Source organism: Micromonospora trifolii (assembly GCF_022229005.1).
Classification (GTDB): Bacteria; Actinomycetota; Actinomycetes; order Mycobacteriales; family Micromonosporaceae; genus Micromonospora; species Micromonospora trifolii.
In genome coordinates, this window is sequence record NZ_JAKKFD010000001.1 from 17,628 (window position 1) to 41,717 (window position 24,090).

Sequence of the window (24,090 nt, forward strand, 5' to 3'; positions counted from 1 at the left end):
ACGCCGCCCGTGACGCCGCATCTGCCATGCCGGGGCGCGTCTGACGCGCCGTGCCTGCCACGGGCTCGTCTGATGCGGTGCCTGCCTTGCCAAGCCGCGTTCGACGTGCGGTGCCTGCCCCGTCGGGCCGCCTCTGCGTCCGCAGTTGCCCGACGCGCCCGCCCATGCGCGCGCTCTCACGCTGCCGCGCCCGGCAAGATCCGCACAACATCAGGGAAAGTGCTGCCTCGCGGCGTCCGGAGGCAGCACTTTCCCTGATGTTGCAGGACGCAATGGTGGGGCAGGGTGGTGAGCTTGCCGGCGGCCTCGCTCCCCGCGGAGGTCTCCGCCCGCAAGTTCGCGCAACATCCTGGATCTAGTGGCATCCGGCGTGCCCGACACCACTACATCCAGGATCGAGCACGATCTTGGGGTGGAATGCGCCGATCGCCGGGCCTTCGTGCGCTGCCTTCGGGCGTTCGGCGTGGGGCCGGGGTGCGGGGAGCGGACGTGAGGCGGGCGGCAGGGGCGCCGGAATGCGTGCGGGCGTGCGGACGCGCGGACGCGCGGCCTGGCGGGTGTGCTGAGGGCGTGCGGACGTCCGGCCTGCGGAAGCCGCGTTCCGGGAGGCGATGCCGGCGGGGCGGCGTCTGCTGCTGGTCGTGGCTGGCGACGACGACGGCGGCCTCGTGCGCCTGCGGCCGTGCGGCCTGGGGACGTCCGGCCTGTGGGCGTGCGCCTGCGGCCGTGCGGCCTGGGGACGTCCGGCCTGTGGGCGTGCGCCTGCGGACGTGCGGCCTGGGGACGTCCGGCCTGTGGGCGTGCGGATGCCGGCCCACGGGGCCGACGCGCAGGGTCGGGCGGGTCAGGTGGTGAGGTCGGCGGTGGGGAGGGACGGGCCGTCACCGACCAGGCGGAAGGAGTCGGCGCCGGCGGGTTCGACCAGCCCGTCCTGCACCAGGCCGGCGAGGGCACGGGCGCGTTGCACGTCGTCGGTCCAGACCTGGTCCAGCCGCTGGTGGGGGACCGGTCCGGTGCTGTCCCGGAGCACTCCGAGCAGCAGACCGCGGACCTGTCGGTCGGTGCCCGCGTACCGCTGGGGTCGCCGGGTCGGCCCGGCCGGCGCCTCCTGGCCGGACGCCCGCCAGGCGCAGATCGACTCGACGGGACAGGCGGTGCAGCGCGGTGACCGGGCTGTGCAGATCACCGCGCCCAGTTCCATGAAGGCGGCGCTGGCCAGCGCCGCCGCGGCCGGTTCCGTCGGGAGCAGTTCCTCGGTGGCGACGAGGTCGGCTGGTCGGGTGACGGGCCCGGCGTCCGGTTCGCCGGCCACCGCACGGCACACGACCCGCCGTACGTTGGTGTCGACGACCGGGTGCCGCTGACCGTACGCGAAGGCGGCCACTGCCCGCGCGGTGTAGGTGCCGACGCCGGGCAGCGCGAGCAGGTGCTCCAGCCGGTCCGGCACCTGGCCGCCGTGCCGGTCGACGATCGCGACGGCGCATTCGCGCAGCCGGACCGCCCGACGGGGGTAGCCGAGACGCCCCCACATCCGGATCGCCTCGGCTGGGGTGTCCGCCGCCAACGCGGCCGGATCGGGCCAGCGGGCCAGCCATGCCTGCCAGGCCGGCACCACCCGGACCACTGGTGTCTGCTGGAGCATGACCTCGCTGACCAGGATGGCCCACGGGGTGACGCCGGGCTCGCGCCACGGCAGGTCACGGGCGTGCTGCTGGAACCACCGGCTGACCACTGTGGCGAAGTCGGGTTGAGTCATGACGTCGTCGATGATGTCACGCCCGGCGTTCCCGTTTGGTGGGCGGCTCGGGCGGGGTGCCACGTCGTCGTTCGGCGGACGGGGGAGAATGCGCGGATGAACGAGCTCGCGATCACCGTCATCGGTCGGGACCGGCCGGGCATCGTGGCCGACGTCGCGGAGGTGCTGGCCCGACTGGGCGCGAACCTCACCGACAGCACGATGACGCGGCTGCGGGGGCATTTCGCGATGACCCTCATCTGCACCGGTCCAGCCGCCGCCGAGGTCGAGGCCGCGCTGGCGTCGCTGGCCGCCGAGGGTCAGCTGCTGGCGACGGTACGCGCTGTCACCCCGGACGGCGATGTTCCTCCGGCGGGTGAGCCGTACGTGATGGCGGTGCACGGTTCGGACCGGATGGGGATCGTCGCGGCGATGACGCGGGTGCTGGTGGACGCCGGAGGGAATGTCACCGACCTGAGTACCCGGTTGACCGGTGCGCTGTACGTGGTCCTGGCGGAGGTCGAGTTGCCGGCCGGTGTGGCGGGCACACTGATCGACCGGTTGCACCGGACGGCTGCCGAGATGGGCGTGGAGGTCACCCTCCGGCCGGCGGACCCGGATCTGTTGTGACCGGCGAGGAGCGCGGGCCGGATGTCGGCCTGGGGGACTGGACACCGGAGTCGCTGGACGTGCCGGGCGAGGTGCGGGCTGTGGTGTCCGCCCCGCATCCGGTGTTGAGTCGGGCCGCGGACGAGGTCGACCCCACGGCGAAGGAGACGGTCCAACTCGCGGCGGACCTGATAGCCACCATGAAGGTCTCGCCGGGCTGCGTCGGGCTGGCCGCGCCGCAGGTAGGGGTGGGCGCTCGGGTCTTCGCCGTCGACGTGACGGGGCACCCGAAGGCGGTGACGGTGCACGGCGTCTTCGTGTTGTGCAACGCGCGCGTGGTCGAGGCGACGCGGTGGAAGCCGGGCCGGGAGGGCTGCATGTCGGTGCCGGACCTGACCGGGGACGTGAAGCGGGCCAGCCGGCTGGTGGTGGAGGGTGATCTGCCGGGCAGCGGCGAGCCGGTCCGGCTGGTGACCGACGGCTTCGAGGCCCGGGCGTTGCAGCACGAGATCGACCACTGCGCGGGGCTACTCTTCCTGGACCGGGTGGCCGGTGCGCACGCGGTCTATCAGCGCAAGGTCTACCTGTGATCGGGTGCCGGACCGTCCCCAGTGGAGGGTGGTGCGGGCGCCTCGGAGTGGCTCCGGCGCGTCGCGCGGCACTGCCGGGTACGGCGCGGCTACGGTGGAGGGCATCATGCGTCTGACGGTCGGCCCCCTGCCACCCGCCGTGTACTGGCGGCGTCGCGCCGTCGTACTCGGAGCGGGGTTTCTGTTCCTGATTGTCCTGCTCTACTCCTGCACCGGTTCGGGTCGTTCCGGCGGTCAGGAGCCGAAGGCCGGAGGTTCGCCGTCGGCAACGTCCGCCGCGACGTCTGGTCCCGTTGGGCCGGTGCTGACACCGCAGACCGGCGCTCCGTCGTCGTCGGCCTCCGCTGATGCGGGTCCGACGAGTCCGAGCCCGGCGATCACCAGCAACACTCCACCGCTGGGCGCGGCGGCCGGTTCGGAGGATGACGGCACCTGCACCGACGGGGAGATCAGCGTGATCTCGTCGGCGAGCCCGACCTCGGTGCAGCGCGGCGCGGTGGTCGAGCTGCAACTGAGGATCAAGAACACGTCTAACCGGACGTGCAGTCGCAACGTCGGCGCCGACCTCCAGGAGATCTTCATCAAGTCCGGTGCCGAGAAGGTCTGGTCGTCGGACACCTGCGGCAAGGTCCAGGGCTCGGACCCGCAGTCCTTCACGCCGAACTTCGAGCGCTCCTACGAGGTGCCGTGGAACGGGCGGGACACCAGCCGCTGTGACGGCGCGCTGGCCGCCGGGCCGTTCCCGCCGGCCGGGTCGTACCAGGTGTTCGCCCGGGTGGGCACGAAGCTCAGCGACCCGGTGAAGCTCACCGTCACCGGCTGAGCACTGTCAGACGTAGCGTTCCAGGATGGATGCCTCGGCGAGCCGGGAGAGCCCCTCACGGACGCCGCGGGCACGGGCGTCGCCGACCCCTTCGACGGCTTGCAGGTCTTCCACTGTCGCGCCGAGCAGACGCTGGAGGCTGCCGAAGTGCAGCACCAGGCGATCGACCACTGCCACCGGTAGCCGGGGCACCTTGGCCAGCAGTCGGAAGCCGCGCGGGCTGACCGCGGCGTCGAGCGCGTCGGACGCGGCCGGGTAACCGATCGCCTTGGCCACCGCCACCAGGTCGATCAGCTCGGTGGCACCGAGCAGGTCCAGCTCGACGAGAGCCTCGTCCAGGGTGCGCGACTTGCGGCCGACGGGGAGGTAGTCCCGGATGACCAGAGTGCGGTCGGCGTCCACGCCGGCCATCAGCTCGTCGAGTTGCAGGGCGAGTAGGCGACCGTCGGTGCCCAGCTCCACCACGTAACCGGCGATCTCGTCGGCGATCCGGCGAACCATCTCCAGCCGCTGCACCACTGCCACCGCGTCCCGCACGGTGACCAGATCTTCGATCTCCAGGGCGGAGAGCGTGCCGGAGACCTCGTCCAGCCGGAGCTTGTAGCGCTCCAGGGTGGCGAGCGCCTGGTTGGCGCGGGAGAGGATGGCCGCCGAGTCGTCGAGCACGTGCCGTTGGCCGTTGACGTAGAGGCTGATGATCCGCATCGACTGGCTGACCGATATGACCGGATAGCCGGTCTGGCGGGCCACCCGCTCGGCGGTGCGGTGCCGGGTGCCGGACTCTTCCGTCGGGATGGACGGGTCGGGCATCAGGTGCACGGCCGCCCGGACGATTCGGGTGCCGTCGCTGGAGAGCACGACAGCGCCGTCCATCTTGCACAGCTCGCGCACGCGCGTCGCGGAGAACTCCACGTCCAGCGGGAAGCCGCCGGTGCAGAGGCCCTCGACCACCTTGTCGTAGCCGAGCACGATGAGCGCGCCCGTGCGACCCCGCAGGATGCGCTCCAGACCGTCGCGCAGGGCGGTGCCCGGGGCCATCAGGGCGAGGTTGGCTCGTAGCGGATCTCCGGCGCTCCCGGCGGCCCCCGCAGTCACGCTCACGCTGATCGGGCGGGCGGGCGAGCCCACGGCGCCGGTGCGCGCCTGGGGCGGCGCGCCGGCTGGCTTGGTGGTATCGCGGTCGATCGGCACGGGCACAGTCTACGGACTGCCGTGCGGTGGGTGCTGTCGTGGTTACTGTGATGTGTCACGATGCCGCCCTTTCCAACGTCTCCCGCTTGCGACGTGCTGTCCGGTTTCGCCGCCCTCGTCGGCACGGTGGGTCACTCGGCGGACGCGCGGGCCGCATGGTGCAGTGCCGAACGGACGTCGGTGACCTCGGTCACCTGCATCTGCCCGGGGCCGGCGCCGGTGCTGGCCGGGCTGCAGCCGGGCGGCACCAGGGCCACCTTGAACCCAAGCCGGGCGGCCTCGGCCAGCCGGCGCGGCACCGCCCCGACCCGGCGAACCTCGCCGGTCAGCCCCACCTCACCGATCGCCACCAGGTGCGGCGCGATCGCCAGGTTGAGCCCTCCGGAGGCCACCGCCAGCGCCACCGCCAGGTCGGCGGCCGGTTCCACCACGCGTATTCCGCCCACTGTGGCGGCGAAGACCTCCCGGTCGTGCAGGGTCAGCCGCTCGGTGCGCCGTTGCAGCACAGCGAGCACCATCGCCAGTCGGGCCGAGTCGAGGCCGGAGACGGTGCGTCGGGGAGAGCCCGCGACTGTCGCGCCGATCAGCGCCTGCACCTCGGTGACCAGGGCCCGTCGCCCCTCCATGGCCACCGTCACGCAGGTGCCGGGGACCGGCTCCGCGTAGCGGGTCAGGAACAGCCCGGACGGGTCGGCCAGGCTGCTGATGCCGCCCTCGTGCATCTCGAAGCAGCCGACCTCGTCGGCCGCGCCGAACCTGTTCTTCACGCCTCGCACCAGGCGCAGCGACGAGTGCTTGTCGCCCTCGAAGTGCAGCACCACATCGACCAGGTGCTCCAGCACCCGAGGCCCGGCCACCTGGCCGTCCTTGGTGACGTGCCCGACCAGCACTGTGGCGATGCCCCGTTCCTTGGCGACCGAGACCAGCGCGGCGGTGACCGCGCGGACCTGGGTCACCCCACCGGGCACCCCCTCGGTGCCGGTGGTCGAGATGGTCTGCACCGAGTCGAGCACCAGCAGGCCCGGCTTGACCGCGTCGAGGTGACCGAGCACCGAGCCCAGGTCGCTCTCCGCAGCGAGGTAGAGCTGCTCGTGCAGGGTGCCCATCCGTTCGGCGCGCAGGCGCACCTGACTGACCGACTCTTCGCCGCTGACCACCAGTGAGGGGCTGCCGGCACCGACCGCCCACTGCTGCGCCACGTCGAGCAGGAGGGTCGACTTGCCCACGCCGGGCTCGCCGGCGAGCAACACCACGGCGCCGGGGACAAGGCCACCGCCGAGCACCCGGTCGAGCTCGCTCACCCCGGTGGGCACGGCGCGGGCCGGGGCGGCGCTGATGGTGGCGATCGGTCGGGCCGGCTCGGACGGCATCCGGGAGCTGACCACGCGACCGGCGACGGTCGGGCCGGTGACGGTGCTCTCGACCACCGCGCCCCACTCGCCGCACTCGGGGCAGCGCCCCACCCACTTGGGCGGCTGGTGCCCGCAGGCGTCGCACTGGTAGGCCGGACGCGGCTCGCGGGTGGTGGACCGACCACGGGCGGCACCGGCCGTGCCGCCGCGCGGAGGGGTCGATCGGGAGGTGGTCACATCAGGACGCTAGCCCTCGCGTACGACGAAAACACCCCGGCGTGGTGGTCACCACGCCGGGGCGTTTGTCGATGTGCGGGTCGGGTCACTCGTGGGTGGTGCCGCCCTCGTCGCCCTCGTAGCCGCCCTCGCGCTCGATGATCGGCGACGGAGGGGCCGCCGGGGTGAGCGGCACCGCGACCGGTGCCTGACCGGTGACCGTGTTGCCGTTGCCGAAGTCGAAGGTCACGACGACGTTCTGGCCGGAGCGCAGCGCCTCGGTCAGGCCGATCAGCCGGAGCTGGGTGGTGGCCTCGGAGTTGAACTGGATGTAGCTCAACGGCGCCAGCTCGATCCGGGCCGGCTGACCCGGGGCCGAGGGGCTGGCCGATCCGGACGCCCGCGCCGACTCCGGGGCGGACGGGGTGGCCGAGGACGACCCGGTCTCGGACGGCGTCACCGACGGGGTCGGCGAACCGGACGTCGAGTTCGACGGGCTGCCCGAACCGGACGGCGACGGGCTCATGGAGGCGGACTCCGAGGCGGACGGCGACGGGCTCGCCGAGCCGCCGCTGATCACCACCTCGCGGGCGCTCTCCGTGGTGACGGTGACAGTCACCGTCTCCTTGGAGTCGTTGTAGATCACCGCGCCGAGCCCGGCGTCCTGGCCGGCCTTGTAACCCTCGGTGCCCGGGAAGTCAACGAGCAGGCCTCGCACCGAGAAGGAACCGTTGCTGGTCGTGAGGCTGACGCCCTGAACCGACGGCTCCTTCAACGCGGTCTCGGCGATCTGACCGGTGCCGCATCCGGAAGCCAGCAGGCTGGCCGCCGCAATCCCGGACAGCAACAGGGCCGCCCGCCGGGATCCTCTGATCGAGCGCGTCACGTCGGTCCTCCTCGTCACAATCCCCACCCGGGCCGTACGCCGGGCACGGTGGCCATACCCGCGCAGACCGCGCTCCAGGGTAGTTGGGACTGATCGAGGCCCGCACGCGGACCCGGCAATGCCACCTGCCCGGGTGGCGTTCACACCACCCGACCGCTCGCCACCAGCAGAACCACGTCGATCAGGGCCACCAGCATCACCGCCCGGAAGGCCGCCACCGGCCGCCGGCCGGCCCGGATCGCCGAGCGCCCGGCGTACCAGCTCAGCGGCGGCACCACGGCGGCCGTGCCGACCGCCGCCCAGCCGATCGCCGACGGCGGCCCGGGTGGTCCGAGGACAAGTGTCGCGGTCGCCGCGAGGAGGAGACCCGCCGCTGCCACCCGGCTGCCGGCGGCGCCCAGCCGATGGGGCAGGCCGCGCACGCCGGTGCGGGCGTCGTCGGCCAGGTCGGGCAGCACGTTGGCGAAGTGGGCGCCGGCGCCCAGGCAGGCCGCCGCCGTCACCAGCCAGACCGGCGGGGCCGGCTGACCGGGCAGCGCCAGCACCACGAAGGCGGGCAGCGCGCCGAACGACACGGCGTAGGGCAGCACCGAGAACGCTGTCGCCTTGAGCGGCCAGTCGTAGAGCAGGGCGGAGACCAGGGCGAGTGTCAGCCAGAACGCCGCCACCGGGTTGGTGGTCAGCGCCAGCAGCGGGCAGGCCACAGCGGCCGCCGCTGCGGCCCAGGCCGTCACGCGTCGACCGACCGCGCCACTGGCGACCGGTTTGTCGGTACGCCCCACAGTGGCGTCCCGCTCGGCGTCCAGCGCGTCGTTGGTCCAGCCGACGGCGAGTTGGCTGGCCAGCACGGCGAGTACCACCGAGACGATTCCGGCCGGCCGGTGGCCCACTCCCCAGGCCAGCAGACCGGCCACCGTGGTCACCGCTGCGGCCGGTTCCGGATGGCTCGCTCTGACCAGCCCTAACACCCTCGACGACATAAGGGAAGTCTGGTCGTTACCGAGCAGTCGTGCCACGCTCGGTTCCATGCGAGACGTGGCTGCGGCCGGGGCGCCCACCGGTCCGAGGGTGTTGCCGCGAAACGATCCGCGTCAGTACGACGATCTGGCGGGTGAGTGGTGGCGGCCCGACGGCGCGTTCGCGATGCTGCACTGGCTGGCCGAGGCCCGTGCCGCGCTGGTGCCGCCGGCCACCCGTCCGGACGCGTTGCTCGTCGATCTGGGATGCGGCGCCGGCCTGCTCGCGCCACACCTGGCCGGCAAGGGCTACCGCCACGTCGGGGTGGATCTGACCCGCTCGGCGCTGGTCCAGGCGGCCGAGCACGGGGTGCGGGTGGTCCAGGGTGATGCCACGGCGGTCCCGCTGCCCGACGGCTGCGCCGACGTGGTCTCGGCGGGTGAGCTGCTGGAGCACGTGCCGGCCTGGCCGCGCGCGGTGGCCGAGGCGTGTCGGCTGCTGCGCCCCGGTGGCGTGCTGGTGCTGGACACCCTCAACGACACGGCGGTGGCCCGGCTCGTCGCGGTCCGGATCGCCGAACGGCTGCCGACGGTCCCCCGTGGCATCCACGATCCACAGTTGTTCGTGGACGCGCGGGCGTTGGTGGCCGAGTGCGCCCGACACGGTGTCGACCTGAGTCTGCGGGGCATCCGCCCGCAGGTCGGCGGCATGATCGCCTGGCTGCTGCGCCGCGCCCGCGCCCGCCGAACGGCCGGTGCGTCGCCCGCCGGACGCGCGCCGCGCATCGTGCCGACCCGCTCCACCGCCGTGCTCTACCAGGGCCGGGGGATCCGCAAAGGATAGTCCGGCAGTGGCGGGGGTATGGAACGCCGAGGAGGAACGAGATGACGGTGCACGCGCTTGAGGCAGCACGCCGGTTGGCGCCGCGGTTCGCCGCGCGGGCGGCCGAGCACGACCGGGATGGTTCCTTCCCCGTGGACGACTTCGCCGACCTGCGCGAGGCCGGCCTGTTCGGGCTGATGGTGCCCAGGGCACTCGGCGGTCTGGGTGCCACCTTCGCCGAGTACGCCGCGGTGGCCACTGAGCTTGCCCGGGGCAACGGTGCGACCGCCCTGGTGTTCAACATGCACGCCTCGGTGACCGGCGCGCTGGGCGCGGTCACCGAGGAACTGGCCGAGGCGCTGGGCGTACCGGACGAGGCGCTGGCCGCCCGCGACCGGCTGCTCAGCGCGGCGGCCCAGGGCTCCTGGTACGCGGTCGCGATGAGCGAGCGTGGCGCGGGCGCGCGGCTGTCCCAGCTGACCACTGCGTACGAGCCGACCGACGGCGGCTGGCACCTCAAGGGCAGCAAGACCTTCTGCTCCGGTGCCGGGCACGCGGACGGCTATCTGGTGGCGGCGCGCAGCGCGGCCGACCAGTCGGTGGTCTCACAGTTCCTGGTGCCGGCCGGCGACGGGTTGACGGTGGAGCCGACCTGGGACTCGCTCGGCATGCGCGCCACCTCCTCGCACGACCTGCACCTGGACGTCACAGTGCCCGCCGACCGGCTGCTCGGTGGGGTGGAGGGGCTGGCGCTGGTGGTGGCTCAACTGATGCCGCACTGGCTGGTTGCCAGCTACGCGGCCGTCTACGTGGGGGTGGCCCGCGCGGCGATCGACGCGGCGGCCGAGCACCTCAACGCCCGCAACCTGGCCGGTCTGCCGGCGGTGCGGGCCCGGCTGGGGCGAGCGGACGCCACGACCGCCGCCGCGCAGCTGGTGGTGGCCGAGGCGGCCCGCCGGGTGGACGAGGCGCCCGGTGACGAGGAGACCAACCGCTGGGTGTGGCGGGCGAAGCTGCTCGCCGGCACCACGGCCGCCGAGGTGGCGGCGTCGGTGCTGGAGGCGGCGGGCACCTCGGCGACCCGCCGTGGTCATCCGTTGGAGCGGCTCTACCGCGACGCCCGCTGCGGCTCACTGCATCCGGCCACGTCGGATGTCTGCGCCGACTGGCTCGGCATCGCCGCGCTGGGCGGCGACCCGGATCGTGACGGATCGGCACCGCGTTGGTGAGCCCGCCGCACCGGGCTCGCACGGAAGGACGACCAGTCGAGGTGGCTGGTGGGACGGCCAGGGGGAGGACAGCATCTGACGAGAGGTGGGGATCGTGTCCGTACCAGTGATCGCGGGGCTCGGGATTGCACAGCCGCCATCCGCTTCGCAGGACGAGTTGTGGGAGGGCTTCTTCTCCCGGCACTTCACCGGCACCACCAGGGCGTTGGCACAACGAATCTTCGCGAACTCGGGGGTGACCAGGCGACAGGCTGCGGTCAACCCGCTGCTGGAGGACGTCTCGGACTGGCCGACCGAGCGCCGGATGCGCCGCTACCAGGTGGAGGCCCTGCCGCTGGGAAAGGAGGCGGTGGGTCGCGCGTTGACCGCCGCCGGGCTGAGCGCCGGCGACGTCGGATTGTTTATCGTCTGCTCCTGCACCGGGTACGCCACCCCCGGGCTGGACATCCTGCTCGCCCGGGACCTGGGCATGGCCGCTGACACCCAGCGGATGTTCATCGGCCACATGGGCTGTTACGCGGCGTTGCCCGGGCTCGGCGCGGCGAGTGACTTCGTCACCGCCCGGGGGCGGCCGGCGCTCCTGCTCTGCGCGGAGCTGACCAGCCTGCACATCCAGCCGTCCAGTGCCCGGGTGGACACCCAGCAGATCGTCTCCCACGCGCTCTTCTCGGACGCGGCGGTCGCCGCCGTGATCGTGCCGGGCGGCTCGGGGTACGCGGTGCGCGAGGTCACCGCCGTCACGGACACCTCTACCGCCGACCACATGACCTGGGACGTCACCGACGCGGGGTTCCGGATGGGGCTGTCGCCGAAGGTGCCGCAGGTGCTGTCGAGGCACGTTCGCGGGCTGGTCGACGACCTGTTGGCCCGGCACGGCGTCACCAGCTCCGAGGTGGACGGTTGGGCGGTGCACCCGGGCGGGCCACGGATCCTCAACGTGGTCGAGCGGGAGCTGGAATTGCCCCCGCTGGGGCTGGCGGCGTCCCGGGCGACGCTCGACGAGCACGGCAACTGCTCGTCGCCGACAGTGCTGCTGATCCTGGACCGGTTGGGTCGGGCGACACCGGCGGCTCGGCGCATCGTCATGCTGGCCTTCGGCCCCGGCCTCACCCTGTACGCCGCCCTGCTCGATCGACAGGACTGAGCCTCCGGCCGGTACGCTCACGGAGTGGATGCGACGGCGGACGACCGGCTGCGCTCGGTGGTGCTGTTTGGTGCTGCGGTGGTCGTCCTGGCCGTCGGTGGCTGGTGGTGGCGTGCCGCCGCGCCCGCGTCGACGGCCGGGGCGGCTGTCCCTTCGGCGGCGGCGGTGCCATCGGTCGGTCCGAGTGTGAGCACCCCAATGGAACGTCTCCTCGCGGCTGAGGAGCCTGATGAGCGGCTGACGGTGCGGATGGACCCCAACACCGGCGAGGTCCTCCGGGTGCAAAGCGGCCCGCGGCTGGTGATCGACCCGGAGACGGGCTCGATCAGCGACATCGAGGGCGATCCCGGGGCGCTCTTCGCCCCGGGCGACCTGCCCGTGTTCTACCACACGATCTGGCGGGAGCAGCGGGACCTCGCCCCCGGCCAGGAAGTGACCCGGCAGGCAGGCAACGACGGTGCCCGCTACCTGCTCCAGTACCAGTGCACCCGCCCCGGCACGCTGGCGCTCACGACCGACGGAGCCAAGATCAACGGTCCGGTGCGCATCGACTGCGACGGCACGATCGCCAATGCCGAGGTGCTGCCCGACGCCGGGCCGTTCCGGGTGTCGCTGTCGGCCGTCGACCGGCCCATCGACATCCAGGCGCAGCTCGTCGCCCTGCCCCCTCGCTAGCAGGGCCGCTCAGGCGGCGAGGGCGCTCAGGTCGCTCCGGTAGGACTCGACAGTGCCCAGGTCGGGTAGCACCCGCGTCACTGTGCCGGCCCGATCGACCAGCAGGGCGGTCGCGGCGCCGGGGCGGGCCGGTTGACCGAGGAACGACCGCAGGCCTCCGGCGGGGTCGGCCAGGGCGCGAGCCTGCCGCCCGATGGTGGGCCCGGCCGGGGCCGTCCGCCCGCCGGTGACGGTGACCACCGAGACTCCGGCGGGGGCGGCCGCAAGGGCGTCGGTGACCCGGTCCGGGCAGGGGCAGCCGTCCAACAGGATGATCATGGCGGGCAGCAGGCCGCGCAGTGGCACTGTCGCGTCGTCCGCGTCGACCAGGTCCAGTGCGGGCAGCGCCCGACCGACGAGGGTCGCTGGTGGCGCGTAGGGGGCCGGGGTCGGCCGGTCGGTACCGCGGTTGGCTCGCGGCCAGGTGACCACCAGCAGGCCGGCCAGCGTGGTGAGGACCGCTACCAGCAGGACCAGCAGCGGCAGGCCCAGAGCCCGGGGACCGCCCGGGAGTCCGCCGGCCCGGCGCAGCTCACGGCGGACCTGGGCGGCCTCGGCGGCCAGCGCGGAGGCGTCGTCGGGAACCACCACGCGGCCCCATTCGGGCGGAAGGCCCGGCAGGCCGTCGGCTGGCCCGTGACCCTCTGCGTCCGGCTTGCCCATCGGACCTCCTGGAAGCGTCTCGAGAGCGGAGTGCGGCTCGGTCTCCAGGGTCGCGCACCAGGGGCTCCTCCCGCTACATCTGGGCGCGGTCCTGCTGGCCGGGCTACCATGGGAGGAGCGCATAGCCCTTGATCTCGACGTTCTGTTCACCCGTACCGGGCAGTCATTTCCGCGTTACGGAGCGTGTTCGAACCATCGGTTTGACCGCCTGTCAAGCTGAAGCAAGACCTCTCACAGGGCCCCTGAGCTGCGCCAACGGTCAGGACATCGGTGAGACATCGGTGCCTGAGCGTGTTACCCTAGACACAGCGAAAGGGGTTTCGAACCTATGGTTTTCAGTGTCGGCGAGACCGTTGTTTACCCCCACCACGGGGCCGCACTCATCGAGGCAATCGAGACTCGGGTCATCAAGGGCGAGCCTAAGCAATACCTCGTCCTGAGGGTCGCGCAGGGTGACCTGACGGTCCGGGTGCCGGCCGAGAACGCCGAGATCGTGGGCGTGCGTGAGGTGGTCGGCGAAGAGGGCCTCGGGAAGGTCTTCGACGTTCTGCGGGCTCCGCACACCGAGGAGCCGACCAACTGGTCGCGGCGTTACAAGGCCAATCTGGAAAAGCTGGCTTCCGGCAATCCGCTGAAGGTCGCCGAGGTCGTGCGTGACCTGTGGCGCCGGGAGCGGGAGCGGGGCCTCTCTGCGGGCGAGAAGCGGATGCTCGCCAAGGCCCGCGACATTCTCGTCGGCGAGGTCGCGCTGGCTGAGAAGAGCACCAAGGATGAGGCGGAGACGCTGCTCGACAAGGTCCTCACCGAGGCCTAGTCCGCACAGCATCGTCGTACCCACTTCATAGTGAAGAAACCACCGAGGACCGCGACGTGACCGCGCAGCTCAACCCGCGCGGTGACGTCGCGGTCCTCGTGCCTGCGGCGGGCGCCGGCGTACGGCTCGGCCCCGGCCTACCCAAGGCGCTGCGCCTGCTCGCCGGTGAACCGCTGCTGGTGCACGCGGTGCGTCGACTGGCCGCCGCGCCGTCGGTGCACACCATCGTGGTGGCCGCGCCGGCCGCCGAGGTGCAGGCCGTCCGCGAGATGCTGGCTCCGGTCGCATCGGTGATCGTGGTGCCCGGCGGTGCGGAACGACAGGCGTCGGTCGCCGCCGCGCTGGCCGCGGTGCCCACCGGCCCGACGATCGTCCTGGTGCACGATGCCGCCCGGGCGCTCACCCCACCCGAGCTGGTCGAATCCGTCGCGGCTGCCGTCCGTGGCGGGCGTGACGCGGTGATCCCGGTCCTGCCGGTCGTCGACACGATCAAGGAGGTCGGCGCCGACGAGGTGGTGCTCGGCACCGTCGACCGGTCCGCCCTGCGCGCGGTGCAGACCCCGCAGGGTTTCCGTCGGGCCGTGCTCAGCGCCGCCCACGCCGCCGCCGGTGGCTCCCTCACCGACGACGCCGGGCTGGTCGAGAAGCAGGGCGTCGCGGTGAGCTGTGTGCCCGGCTCGGAGTACGCCCTGAAGATCACCCGACCGTTCGACCTGGCTCTGGCCGAGCATCTGCTTGCCACGGCCGGTTGACGCGTACTCTCTGATCATGATCGTTCCCCGGGTGGCCATCGGCACCGACGTGCACGCGTTCGCGCCGGGCCGGCCATGCTGGGTGGCCGGGCTGCTCTGGCCCGACCAGGACGGCCTCGCCGGGCACTCGGACGCCGACGTGGCCGCGCACGCCGCCTGCAATTCGCTGCTCTCCGCCGCTGGTCTCGGTGATCTCGGTTCCGCTTTCGGGGTGGACCAACCGGAGTGGGCCGGCGCGTCCGGGGTGGCACTGCTGACCGAGACGGCCCGCCGGGTGCGGGCCGCCGGCCTGGAAATCGGCAACGTGTCAGTGCAGGTCATCGGCAACCGCCCCAAGATCGGGCGGCGCCGTGCGGAGGCGCAGGAAGTCCTCTCCGCTGCGGTCGGCGCCCCGGTCACCGTCTCGGCGGCGACCACCGACGGGCTCGGCTTCGCCGGCCGCGAAGAAGGGTTGGCCGGGGTCGCGGTGGCCCTGGTGTACGACGCGCCGGCCGCCTAAGCTCGCCGCGATGTCCAGCGACCCCGCCCCCGACCAGTCCGCCGCCGACGGCTACGTCCAGCGGGCCCAACTCCTCGCCGAACTCGGCCGCTACGACGAGGCGGCCGGGGAGCTGGCCTACGGGTTGGCCCTCCAGCCGGATGACGTGGACGCGCTGACCATGCTGGCCCGGGTGCACCTGGCCGCCGACCGCCCCGCCGAGGCGCTCACCGCCGCCGACACGGCAGTGGCCGCCGCGCCGGAGGCTCTGCCGCCGTTGGTCGCCAGGGGCATGGCCCTGGCCGATCTGGAGCGCTACAGCGAGTCGGCGGCCACCGCCGACCGGATCCTCGCCCTCGGCCCGGCCGACGCGTACGCCCAGCGGAGCGCGGCGGCGATCCTGGCCGGCGCCCGCAACGGTCAGCCTGCTCTGAACGCGGCCTGGCGCGGTGTCGAGTTGGCCCCGCAGGAGCCGCAGGCGCACCTGGTGCTCAGCCTGGTCGCCGCCCGCCTGGACCTGTTCGACCTGGCCGAGCGGGCCTACCGCGAGGCGCTGCGGCTCGACCCGCGGATCGGCGAGGCCGGCCACGACGTGGGGGTCATGCGGCTGGAGCAGCGCCGCTGGTCGGAGGCGTTGGAGCACGTCGCCGAGGCGGTGACGGTCAGCCCGAGCCGGATCGACTCACCACGGACCCTCGCGTACGGGCTGCACCGCCTGGTGCTCTACGGCGCGGGCTGGTCGCTGGTCGCGGCGGTGCTGGTCGCGTTCACGGCGTCGGCGAGCGACGGGTTCTCCCGCGTCCTGGCGGTGCTCGCCGCGCTCACCGGCGGGGTCATCGTCTGGCAGCTCGCGGCCCGGCTGCCCGGGTTGACCCGGACCGTCCTGCCCACCCTGCTGCACTCGGACCGGGCGATGGCCCTGGCCATCTATGCCGTGGCCGCCGCGCCGCTGCTGCTGCTGGTGTACGCCATGGTCGGCTCCCCGTGGCCCCTGGTGCTGGCCATCGCCGTGGCGGCGGTGGCCGAGTTCGCCATCTTCACCAGAACCGCCATCCGCCCCTGACCCTCGGCACGGAAGGGGCGGGCTGATCCGTGTCGATCATGGGGCTGTGGTGCCTGTTTTGTGATCTCGTGGGCTCTTTGTCGCCGACCACAACTCCCTGATCGACCCCGGCGGAGGGCGGGGCGGGGCGAGGTGGGGCCGGGCGGGGGCTAGCCGCGACGCGCCCAGGTCCAGGCGTACCCCTCGTCTTCGCAGGCGCTGGCTGCGTCGCAGAGATCCAGTGGGCGGAAGGTGTCGACCATGACGGCCAGTTCGTCGAAGTAGTCCGCGCCGATGGAACGCTCGGCGGCACCCGGCTGGGGGCCGTGGGTGAAACCGGACGGGTGCAGGGAGATCGAGCCCTGCTCGATGCCGGAGCCGCGCCGCGCCTCGTAGTTGCCCCCGGTGTAGAAGAGCATCTCGTCGGAGTCGACGTTGTGGTGGTTGTACGGCACTGGGATCGACTGCGGGTGGTAGTCGACCTTGCGGGGCACGAACGAGCAGATGACGAAGTTGGGCCCCTGGAAGGTCTGGTGCACCGGCGGGGGCTGGTGGATGCGGCCGGTGATCGGCTCGAAGTCGTGGATGGAGAACGCCCACGGGTAGAGGTGCCCGTCCCAGCCGACCACGTCGAACGGGTGGTTCGCGTAGACGTAGCGGGTCCAACCGCGCCGGTGGCGGACCAGCACCTCGACCTCCTCGCCGTCGACCAGCAGCGGGGCTTCGGGGCCGCGGACGTCCCGCTCGCAGTACGGCGAGTGCTCCAGGAACTGGCCGCGTACGGAGAGGTAGCGCTTGGGCGGGCCGATGTGCCCGGACGCCTCGACGGCGAGCAGCCGGACGGGCTGGTCGCCGGTGGGCACCAGCCGGTGGATGGTCGAGGTGGGGATGACGACGTAGTCGCCGGCGACCGCGTCCAGCACCCCGAACGGGGACTCGACCCGCAGGGTGCCGGACTCGACGTAGAGGCAGTGGTCGCCGGTGGCGTCGCGGAACAGCGGTGAGGGCCGGTCGGCGAGGACGTAGCCGATCCGGACGTCGTCGTTGGCGAGGAGGTACTGCCGGCCGAGGATGGGGTCGGAACCGCCGGTGTCCAGTTTGTGGGTGCGCAGGTGGCGGGGCTTGAGCGGCAGGTTCGGCGCCCGGGTGAACGCGGGCGGGGTGAACTCGTCGGCGGCCAGGATCGCCGTGGGCGCGTGCCGGTGGTAGAGCAGGGACGAGTCGGAGGAGAAGCCCTCCTGGCCCATCAGCTCCTCGGCGTAGAGGCTGCCGTCGGGCTGCCGGAACTGGGTGTGGCGCTTGCGCGGCACCTCGCCGACGCTGCGGTAATACGGCATCTCGCCTCCCGATAGTTCCCGTTCACCGGCCGAAGGCGTCCGATAATCGGACGCTGTTGTCCGTTCCTCGTAGCGTCCCGTACATTCTTGTTCCGTGTCAACGCAGGTGCCAGCACTCCTCCACGGCCTGGTGGACGACGCCGCCGTCTTCCCACCGGGCAGCGCCGCGCTGCACGACGCCCTGGCCGCCCACCGCCAGCACCGCGCCGCCTGGTACGCCGACCTGGTCGGTCCGCTGCTGATCCCCGCCTCGGACGTGGCCGCCGGTGAGCTGAGCGGTCTCGTCGACCCGGGCGAGGGCCTGGTGGTCGGCGTGATCGGTGACACCGGGATCGGGAACCTGCCGTTCGCGCTGTCGTTCCTCGCCCCCGACGGCGTCACCGCGCGTCAGGTCGAGGTGGCGGTCGCCAAGCGTGGCGAGGACCCGCTGCCCGGCATCGCCGAGTTGCTGCGGCTGACCGACGAGCTGCCGGGCGTGGAAACCGTCTACGCCGAACTGCCGCTGACCTTCGGGCTGATGGGCGCACTGGACGCGCTCGTCGCCGCGCGGGCCGACGGGGCGCCGATCGCGGCCAAGTTCCGCACCGGCGGGCTGGCCGCCGAACTCTTCCCCACCCCGACCGAGCTGGCCACCGTGATCTGCGCCTGCCGGGACCGGGGCCTGCCGTTCAAACTCACCGCCGGGCTGCACCAGGCGATCCGACACCTGGACCCGGAGACCGGGTTCACCCACCACGGCTACGCCAACGTGCTGGCCGCGACCCTGGCCGCCGCCGACGGTGACGGTGTGCGCTCGGTCGCCGAGCTGCTGACAGTTGTCGACCCGCGTCCCCTGGTGCAGCGCACGACGGCACGGCTGGACGGGCCTCGCCCCCTGTGGGTGGGCTTCGGCTCGTGCAGCATCCTGGAACCACTGACCGATCTGATCCGGCTTGGGCTGGTGAACGGGGGCTACGACGCATGACCTGGGTGACCGGCGCCGACGGTTCGCCGTACGGGGTGACGAACCTGCCGTACGGGGTGTTCCGGCGAAACGGGGGTCCGTCGCGGATCGGCGTACGGATCGGGTCCTGGGTCTTCGACCTCGCGGCGGCGGAGGCCGCCGAGCTGGTGCTGGCCGCCGGCACGCTGTGCCGGCCCGTGCTCAACGACTTCATGGCCCTGGGTCGTCCGCAATGGACGGCGGTGCGGCAGCGGCTCACCGAGCTGCTGACCGACCCGGCGCACCGGGCCGCGGTGGAGCCGCTGCTGGTGCCCCTCGCCGACGTGGAGCTGCTGCTCCCCATCGAGGTGGCCGACTACGTCGACTTCTACTCTTCTGAACACCACGCGGCGAACGTCGGGCAGATCTTCCGCCCCGGCCAGCCGCCGCTGCTGCCCAACTGGAAGCACCTGCCGATCGGCTACCACGGGCGGGCCGGCACGGTGGTCGTCTCCGGCACGCCGGTGACCCGGCCGACCGGGCAGCGGGCCTCCGCCGAGGGCCCGGTCACCGGCCCATCGGTACGCCTCGACATCGAGGCCGAGGTCGGCTTCGTGGTGGGTGTACCCAGCGCGTTGGGCGATCGGGTCTCCGTTGACGACTTCGCCGAGCACGTCTTCGGGGTGGTGCTGGTCAACGACTGGTCGGCCCGGGACATTCAGGCCTGGGAGTACCAGCCGCTCGGCCCGTTCCTCGGCAAGTCGTTCGCCACCTCGGTCTCGGCCTGGGTGACGCCGCTGGACGCCCTCTCCGACGCCTTCGTACCGGCTCCCGACCAGGACCCGCCGGTGGTGGACTACCTGCGGGACGTGCCGCACCTGGGCCTGGACCTGCGTCTGGCGGTCGAGTGGAACGGCGACCAGGTCAGCGAGCCCCCGTTCGCCACCATGTACTGGACCCCCGCGCAGCAGTTGGCGCACCTCACCGTCAACGGGGCTTCACTGCGTACCGGCGACCTGTACGCCTCCGGGACCGTCTCCGGCCCGGACCGCGGGCAGGTCGGGTCCTTCCTGGAACTGAGCTGGGGCGGGGCCGAGCCGGTCAAGGTGGGCGACGAGAGCCGTACCTTCCTCAACGACGGCGACACGGTGACCATCACTGCCACCGCCCCCGGCCCGGACGGCACCACCATCGCCCTCGGTGAGGTATCCGGCACGGTTCGTCCGGCCCGCTGAGCGGGCACCCGCCATTCGTCTCGTCCACGGGACTCTTGATCGCACAGCGGGTGCGATCAAGAGCCCTCGTTGCGCCGTTGGTCACGCGGATCAAGTCGTCCCACACGGGCCGGGCCCACGCCCCGGCCGCAGGGGTGGGGCATCCCGACGCACACGGAGGTAACGACGATGCACGATCTTGCGGGCGCGGTCTGGCGTACCAGCAGCCGCTCAAACGACCAGGGGCTCTGCGTGGAAGTGGCGGACAACCTGGTCGACGTCCACGGTCTGGTCGGAGTCCGCGACTCCAAGGACCAGTCCGGTCCCACACTCGCGGTCAGCCCGCCGGGGTGGACAGCGTTCATTGGCGCGATTCGGGCCGGTCGCTTCGAGCACTGACCGGCGCTTCGGCGCTGGTCGACGACGACTGGTGCCGGAGCGACCGCCCAATCGGACAGCGTGGCCCCCGGGTGGTGGAAATTCCGTCCCGGGGGCCCCGTCCGGCCCTCACTCCGCGTACCGTCGGGGACACGGGAGGGTGGCATGTCGACGGTGGCGATTACCGGGATCATCGAGGCGCACGCTGTCGACGTCTGGCGTCTGCTGACCGACCTGCCCGGCCGCGCGGCCCGGCTGACCGCAGCCGGCCCGATCGAGGTGCTCACGCCGGGGTCGTTCGGTCCGGGCACCTCGTGGCGCGAGGAACGGGTCCAGCCGGGCGGCGGCACGCTGACCGAAGAGTTCCTGGTGGTCGAGGCGCTCGCACCGCAGCGACTGGTGCTCTGTTCCTCCGGCACCGGCGCGGACTACCGGATCACCTGGAGCCTGCGGCCGGTCCTCCGCCGTCGTCGGGGCTGCACGGCGATCACCGTGACCCACGAGGCGGTGCCGACCGCTCCGTACGGTCGGGTGGTGGCGCTACTGCTCGGCGGGCTGGCCGCACGGGCGGTCGAGGCGGCGCTCTGGCGTGATCTCGCCGATCTCGCCGTCGCGGCCGGTGCCACCGGCTCCGTCGAAGCCGCCTGAGCGCCAGGCGGTCAGCTCTCGCCCTGACCTGACCGGGGTCGGCCCCAATCCGCTGGGTAGGGTGCCGGGCGGAGGTGCGGCATGAGGTTCCCGAGAGGCCGACGGCGGCTCGCGATCGTGGTCGCGGCGCTGCTCGCGACGGCGGCCGTCGTGGTCATCGTCCACCGGGTCCTCGCACCGGCAGAGGTGAGCACTGTGGCGCGGGCGGACTATCCGGCCCCGGCCCGACCTGCTGCCGGAGTGATCGGTCGGTTGCCGGTCGCCCCGTTGATCGTCGACGGGAGACTGCGCGTGTACGCCGCACACCGCCAGGTCTACGCCGACCGGCCGGTCGACGGCCGGTACCGGACCAGCCCGTACTGGTCGTACCGGCGGTGGCCGGCGGAGCTGACCGGGGTGGTGGCCAGCGGCAGCACTGTGGTCAGCCGCTGGTCCGACGGGCAACTCGTCGCACTCGACGCCCGGACCGGCGGGGTGCTCTGGCGAGCCGACGGCCCGGAGCCCGTCGAGACCACGGCGCCGGCGCGTCGTACCTGGGCGGTGGCCGTCTGGGATGCGTCAGGGCTCCAGCTCACCGACCTTCCCGACGGGCGGATCGTGCTGGTGGTGACCGGCGATGCCCAGGCGCGTGGGGTCGAGCTGAGCGGCGGCCGGGAGTTGTGGCGGGTCGACCTGCCGGGCCGGTGCCGTAGCGATGTCGGCACCAGCGCCACCGGGCTGCTGATCGGTCTGGACACCTGCGCCGGGGCGGCCACCGTCGAGTTCCGCGACGCGGCGACGGGCGAGGTACGTGAGCGTTGGCGGCCGCCGGGCGGCCCGGACGGGTTGGTCGTGACGCCGCTCGGCTGTCGTACCGGCGGGTCGGACTGTCTGGGGCTGCGGACCGCCGGGCCGGGCGACGAGGGCGGTCGGGGCTGGTTGTTGGCTGCCGGTTCGCCGGTCGCCGCTCCCGCGTTGGACCCGGCCGGCGCCGCGCTGGTCGGTGAGCAGTCCGTCGCCGTGCTCGACGGGGTCGTGGTGGGTCGATCCGCGCGTACGGGCAGTGAGCTGTGGCGGTCCGCGGGCCTGGGCGCGCCCCGGGTGCTGGCCGGGCAACCTGGCCGGGTGCACCTGCTGACCGAGACGAACGATCTGGTGACGCTGGATCCGGTGACCGGTAGGCAGTTGTCCCGCTTCGCGCTCAACGTCGGCTCGGACGGAACCGGCTGGGCGCCCGGGGCGGTGACGGCCGAGGGCGGGTTCGTCGCTGTCGAGCGGCTCCGCAAGCCGGTCGATCCCACCGGCGATGACCGGCGCTACTACTACACCGGGGAGACGGTGATCCTGGCGGCCACCTGATCGTGGCGTCTTCGACAGCGGAACACCGAACCGTTCCATTCCCTTTGTCGCAAGGGTACGTTTTTCACGGTTCAGATTTCCGGTGGAAGGGGTCGGCGCATGGCCAGGACAGCAGCCAACTACCTCGTGGGGGGCGCGCTCGCCGTCACCGCGAGTCTGGCGTTGGCGGCGTCGCCGGTGCTGGCCGCCGACCCCGCTTCGGCGCGCGGGTTCGGTGCCGTGCGGGCCGAGCCGTCGGCGGACACCGGCGTCACCTTCGAGATCCTGCCGGCGTCGCCGACCCCGCCCCCGACCCAGCCGCCACCCACGTCCACACCGACGGCACCGCCCCAACCCACACCCAGCCACGGCGGTGAGTTGCCGGTCACCGGGACGGGCGGGTCGGCGTTGCTCCTCGCCCTGCTGGGCGCAGCCCTGATCGTCGCCGGGTGGTTCGCCGCCCGCCGGAGCCGGCCGAGCTGACGGGCCGGCCAGAGCAGGCCACGCTGACAGGCCGGCCAGAGCAGGCCACGCTGACAGGCCGGGCCAGGGCCGGTGGTCAGGCTGCCCCGCGCGATCAACGGCCGACCGAGGTGCGCTCCCTCGGGCGGCTGGTGGGAGGTCGGGGCCGACCGGAACGGCGAGCCAGGATGGCGAGGCCGACGACCAGCAGCAGGCCCACGACGGCCGCCGCCACTGTCCACCCGGAGAGGATCCGGGAGACGACACTGCCGCGTTTCCCGACCTGGCCGGCGTCGGGGAACGTGACCTGCGCGGTGATGCTCCGCTTCACCAGGCCGCTTTCCAGGTTCACCTCCGCCTTCCAGGGGCCGTTCGGCAACGTGGCCGGGAGTCGGGCGATGACCTGCCCGGAGGCGCCCGGCGCCAGCGTGACGCCCTGCCCGACCGGAAACGGGCCAGCCTGGCTGCCGGCCGGACCATCGCTCAGGGCGACAGCGCCGGTGAGGTCGATGGCACGGCCTCCGGTGTTGGTGACCTGGACGGTCAGCGACGGCTCGCCCTCGGGGCTGCGGGCCGGGCGTACCTCGCCGATCGAGAAGTCGGAGGCGGGTTCGCCACCGGGCCCGATGTCGAGGTACATCCGGACTCCGACCCGGTGGACCTGCGTGATCTCGCCGCCGGCCCGGGGGGTTGAGGCGGTGGATGCCCAGACCACCCCGTACCGCTCACCCCGGGAGGCGGTCGGCGGCACGGTGATGGTCGCTCGGACCCGGGTCTCGCCCCACGGTCCCAGCTCGACCGAGCGCTCGTCGAGGGTGACCCAGGAGGTCAGCTCGTTCTCGGCGCGACCCTCCCCGAAGCGGAACGCCGCGTCCGTGAGGGTCGCGGCCGCCGGGTACACGTCGACCCGACGGGTCTGGTCGGTGCGGTTGACGATCAGCAGTTGCCGCTTGATGGTGGTGCCCGGCGGTAGGTGGTCGACGATGTAGCGCAGCGCCCGGGGGTCGGTGCGGCGCTCGGTCGGGGCTTCCAGCAAACGGATCCCGATGGTGCCGTCGTCCGATCCCGCTTCCGGTTCGACCGCGCCGGCCCGGGTCGACAGACCCGGACCGGCGAGGCAGAACAGGGCGAGGGCGACCGCGATGGTCGACCGCCACCGGCGGCTACGCCACCGAATGTGTCACCGTGCCGGTGTAGACGCCCGCGATGCTGTCCAGCGGGACGTTGACGTCGAGGGTGGGGTTCCAGCTGGCGGTGTTGCCGCCGGTGCCGCCGCTGTGAGTGAACGCGGTGAGCGGGGTGACGCTGGAGAGCGGTTGGGCGTCACCGGCGGTGGCCTGCCCCGGCGTGAAGGTGCCGTTGCCGGTGGTCGCCGTCGCCGGGCCGGACCAGTAGTCGATCTCCTCGGGGAGGACCGTCTCGGGCGGTGAGCCGCCGCCGGTCTGGAAGACACTTGCGGTCACCGAGGCGACCCAGGAGGCGTCGGAGGCGCCTCGGGAGTCGGTGACCGTCACCACGCCGAGCTGGCCGGTGATGACGCCACCAGGGGCACCGTCACCGAGGTCGGCGGCGGTCGGCGCGACGATGTCGAGGGTGCCGGCGAGCACCTCGAAGGTGGTGTCGGTGGTGTCGGTGGGCGCGGCGGCAGCCGGTGCGGCGAGGAAGCCCACCATCGCCGCGGCGGCCGCCCCGGCCAGACAGATCTTGGCAGTACGCACAGTGGTTTACCCCGTTCTCGAAGTGAGCCGGACGCGATCCTCGGCACGTCCGGCTACTTCGCAAGATAGGGGCAAAC

General features: G+C 72.7%; 26 protein-coding genes. 17 read left to right on the plus strand and 9 right to left on the minus strand.

Annotation, left to right across the window (positions count from 1 at the left end; translation table 11 throughout):
- Positions 1-844: 844 nt before the first annotated feature.
- Positions 845-1,756: an iron-sulfur binding domain-containing protein gene (locus tag NIE79_RS00090; RefSeq protein WP_238676540.1), complete on the minus strand. Its 912-nt coding sequence runs from the start codon at positions 1,754-1,756 to the stop codon at positions 845-847.
- Positions 1,757-1,852: 96 nt separating this feature from the next.
- Between NIE79_RS00090 and NIE79_RS00095 the strand changes: the two genes are divergently transcribed.
- The 3 genes from NIE79_RS00095 (at position 1,853) to NIE79_RS00105 (ending at position 3,757) form a co-directional block, all read left to right on the plus strand.
- Positions 1,853-2,365, plus strand: coding sequence for a glycine cleavage system transcriptional repressor (locus tag NIE79_RS00095; RefSeq protein WP_238676541.1), 513 nt, complete (start codon positions 1,853-1,855; stop codon positions 2,363-2,365).
- Positions 2,362-2,934, plus strand: coding sequence for a peptide deformylase (locus NIE79_RS00100; RefSeq protein ID WP_238676542.1), 573 nt, complete (start codon positions 2,362-2,364; stop codon positions 2,932-2,934). Before NIE79_RS00095 ends, NIE79_RS00100 begins: the two co-directional genes overlap by 4 nt.
- Before the next feature lie 106 nt (positions 2,935-3,040).
- On the plus strand, positions 3,041-3,757 hold the full coding sequence (locus tag NIE79_RS00105; protein WP_238676543.1) for a hypothetical protein: 717 nt from the start codon (positions 3,041-3,043) through the stop codon (positions 3,755-3,757).
- Between the two features lie 6 nt (positions 3,758-3,763).
- On the opposite strand, the gene disA is transcribed toward NIE79_RS00105, so the two are convergent.
- The 4 genes from disA to NIE79_RS00125 all read right to left on the minus strand — a co-directional run bounded on the left by disA (position 3,764) and on the right by NIE79_RS00125 (position 8,382).
- Positions 3,764-4,948, minus strand: a complete 1,185-nt coding sequence (disA, locus tag NIE79_RS00110) for a DNA integrity scanning diadenylate cyclase DisA (protein WP_238676544.1) — start codon at positions 4,946-4,948, stop codon at positions 3,764-3,766.
- A 131-nt stretch (positions 4,949-5,079) separates the two neighbouring features.
- Positions 5,080-6,537 (minus strand): DNA repair protein RadA, encoded by a 1,458-nt coding sequence (gene radA / locus NIE79_RS00115; RefSeq protein ID WP_238676545.1) that lies wholly within the window; start codon positions 6,535-6,537, stop codon positions 5,080-5,082.
- Positions 6,538-6,622: 85 nt separating this feature from the next.
- On the minus strand, positions 6,623-7,402 hold the full coding sequence (locus tag NIE79_RS00120) for a hypothetical protein (protein WP_238676546.1): 780 nt from the start codon (positions 7,400-7,402) through the stop codon (positions 6,623-6,625).
- 140 nt (positions 7,403-7,542) lie between these two features.
- Positions 7,543-8,382: a UbiA family prenyltransferase gene (locus NIE79_RS00125; protein ID WP_372471359.1), complete on the minus strand. Its 840-nt coding sequence runs from the start codon at positions 8,380-8,382 to the stop codon at positions 7,543-7,545.
- A gap of 46 nt (positions 8,383-8,428) precedes the next feature.
- On the opposite strand from NIE79_RS00125, the gene NIE79_RS00130 reads away from it, so the two are divergent.
- The 4 genes from NIE79_RS00130 (at position 8,429) to NIE79_RS00145 (ending at position 12,229) form a co-directional block, all read left to right on the plus strand.
- Positions 8,429-9,202 carry a class I SAM-dependent methyltransferase gene (locus NIE79_RS00130; protein ID WP_238676547.1) on the plus strand — a complete coding sequence of 258 codons (774 nt, stop codon included), beginning with the start codon at positions 8,429-8,431 and terminating at the stop codon, positions 9,200-9,202.
- A 41-nt stretch (positions 9,203-9,243) separates the two neighbouring features.
- Positions 9,244-10,410: an acyl-CoA dehydrogenase family protein gene (locus NIE79_RS00135; protein WP_238676548.1), complete on the plus strand. Its 1,167-nt coding sequence runs from the start codon at positions 9,244-9,246 to the stop codon at positions 10,408-10,410.
- 94 nt (positions 10,411-10,504) lie between these two features.
- Positions 10,505-11,554 carry a type III polyketide synthase gene (locus NIE79_RS00140; RefSeq protein WP_238676549.1) on the plus strand — a complete coding sequence of 350 codons (1,050 nt, stop codon included), beginning with the start codon at positions 10,505-10,507 and terminating at the stop codon, positions 11,552-11,554.
- 24 nt (positions 11,555-11,578) lie between these two features.
- A complete protein-coding gene (locus tag NIE79_RS00145; protein WP_238676550.1) occupies positions 11,579-12,229 on the plus strand; it encodes a hypothetical protein in 651 nt (216 codons plus the stop codon).
- A 9-nt stretch (positions 12,230-12,238) separates the two neighbouring features.
- On the opposite strand, the gene NIE79_RS00150 is transcribed toward NIE79_RS00145, so the two are convergent.
- Positions 12,239-12,931 (minus strand): hypothetical protein, encoded by a 693-nt coding sequence (locus NIE79_RS00150; RefSeq protein WP_238676551.1) that lies wholly within the window; start codon positions 12,929-12,931, stop codon positions 12,239-12,241.
- Between the two features lie 328 nt (positions 12,932-13,259).
- On the opposite strand from NIE79_RS00150, the gene NIE79_RS00155 reads away from it, so the two are divergent.
- The 4 genes from NIE79_RS00155 to NIE79_RS00170 are packed head-to-tail and all read left to right on the plus strand — an operon-like array spanning position 13,260 to position 16,038.
- Complete coding sequence (locus NIE79_RS00155) at positions 13,260-13,745, plus strand: CarD family transcriptional regulator (protein WP_007073334.1); 486 nt, start codon at positions 13,260-13,262, stop codon at positions 13,743-13,745.
- Between the two features lie 56 nt (positions 13,746-13,801).
- Entirely contained in the window at positions 13,802-14,497 is a 696-nt protein-coding gene (gene ispD, locus NIE79_RS00160) for a 2-C-methyl-D-erythritol 4-phosphate cytidylyltransferase (RefSeq protein ID WP_238676552.1), read from the plus strand.
- A 13-nt stretch (positions 14,498-14,510) separates the two neighbouring features.
- Positions 14,511-14,996 carry a 2-C-methyl-D-erythritol 2,4-cyclodiphosphate synthase gene (gene ispF, locus NIE79_RS00165; protein ID WP_238676704.1) on the plus strand — a complete coding sequence of 162 codons (486 nt, stop codon included), beginning with the start codon at positions 14,511-14,513 and terminating at the stop codon, positions 14,994-14,996.
- 10 nt (positions 14,997-15,006) lie between these two features.
- A complete protein-coding gene (locus tag NIE79_RS00170) occupies positions 15,007-16,038 on the plus strand; it encodes a tetratricopeptide repeat protein (RefSeq protein WP_238676553.1) in 1,032 nt (343 codons plus the stop codon).
- A gap of 149 nt (positions 16,039-16,187) precedes the next feature.
- Here NIE79_RS00170 and NIE79_RS00175 read toward each other — a convergent pair whose 3' ends face one another.
- Positions 16,188-17,354, minus strand: coding sequence for a homogentisate 1,2-dioxygenase (locus NIE79_RS00175; protein WP_238676554.1), 1,167 nt, complete (start codon positions 17,352-17,354; stop codon positions 16,188-16,190).
- A gap of 94 nt (positions 17,355-17,448) precedes the next feature.
- On the opposite strand from NIE79_RS00175, the gene NIE79_RS00180 reads away from it, so the two are divergent.
- From NIE79_RS00180 to NIE79_RS00205, 6 genes are all read left to right on the plus strand, one after another.
- Positions 17,449-18,318 (plus strand): hypothetical protein, encoded by an 870-nt coding sequence (locus tag NIE79_RS00180; RefSeq protein ID WP_238676555.1) that lies wholly within the window; start codon positions 17,449-17,451, stop codon positions 18,316-18,318.
- Positions 18,315-19,511 (plus strand): fumarylacetoacetase, encoded by a 1,197-nt coding sequence (fahA, locus tag NIE79_RS00185; RefSeq protein WP_238676556.1) that lies wholly within the window; start codon positions 18,315-18,317, stop codon positions 19,509-19,511. Before NIE79_RS00180 ends, fahA begins: the two co-directional genes overlap by 4 nt.
- Before the next feature lie 168 nt (positions 19,512-19,679).
- Positions 19,680-19,889, plus strand: coding sequence for a DUF397 domain-containing protein (locus tag NIE79_RS00190; RefSeq protein ID WP_238676557.1), 210 nt, complete (start codon positions 19,680-19,682; stop codon positions 19,887-19,889).
- A gap of 144 nt (positions 19,890-20,033) precedes the next feature.
- Complete coding sequence (locus NIE79_RS00195) at positions 20,034-20,516, plus strand: SRPBCC family protein (protein ID WP_238676558.1); 483 nt, start codon at positions 20,034-20,036, stop codon at positions 20,514-20,516.
- An 81-nt stretch (positions 20,517-20,597) separates the two neighbouring features.
- The gene (locus NIE79_RS00200) at positions 20,598-21,854 is read left to right on the plus strand and encodes an outer membrane protein assembly factor BamB family protein (RefSeq protein WP_238676559.1); all 1,257 of its coding nucleotides are present in this window, start codon (positions 20,598-20,600) and stop codon (positions 21,852-21,854) included.
- Between the two features lie 99 nt (positions 21,855-21,953).
- On the plus strand, positions 21,954-22,316 hold the full coding sequence (locus tag NIE79_RS00205) for an LPXTG cell wall anchor domain-containing protein (RefSeq protein WP_238676560.1): 363 nt from the start codon (positions 21,954-21,956) through the stop codon (positions 22,314-22,316).
- 94 nt (positions 22,317-22,410) lie between these two features.
- On the opposite strand, the gene NIE79_RS00210 is transcribed toward NIE79_RS00205, so the two are convergent.
- Positions 22,411-23,331 carry a DUF916 domain-containing protein gene (locus tag NIE79_RS00210; protein WP_238676561.1) on the minus strand — a complete coding sequence of 307 codons (921 nt, stop codon included), beginning with the start codon at positions 23,329-23,331 and terminating at the stop codon, positions 22,411-22,413.
- A 127-nt stretch (positions 23,332-23,458) separates the two neighbouring features.
- Positions 23,459-24,013: a hypothetical protein gene (locus NIE79_RS00215; protein WP_238676562.1), complete on the minus strand. Its 555-nt coding sequence runs from the start codon at positions 24,011-24,013 to the stop codon at positions 23,459-23,461.
- Positions 24,014-24,090 lie beyond the last annotated feature (77 nt).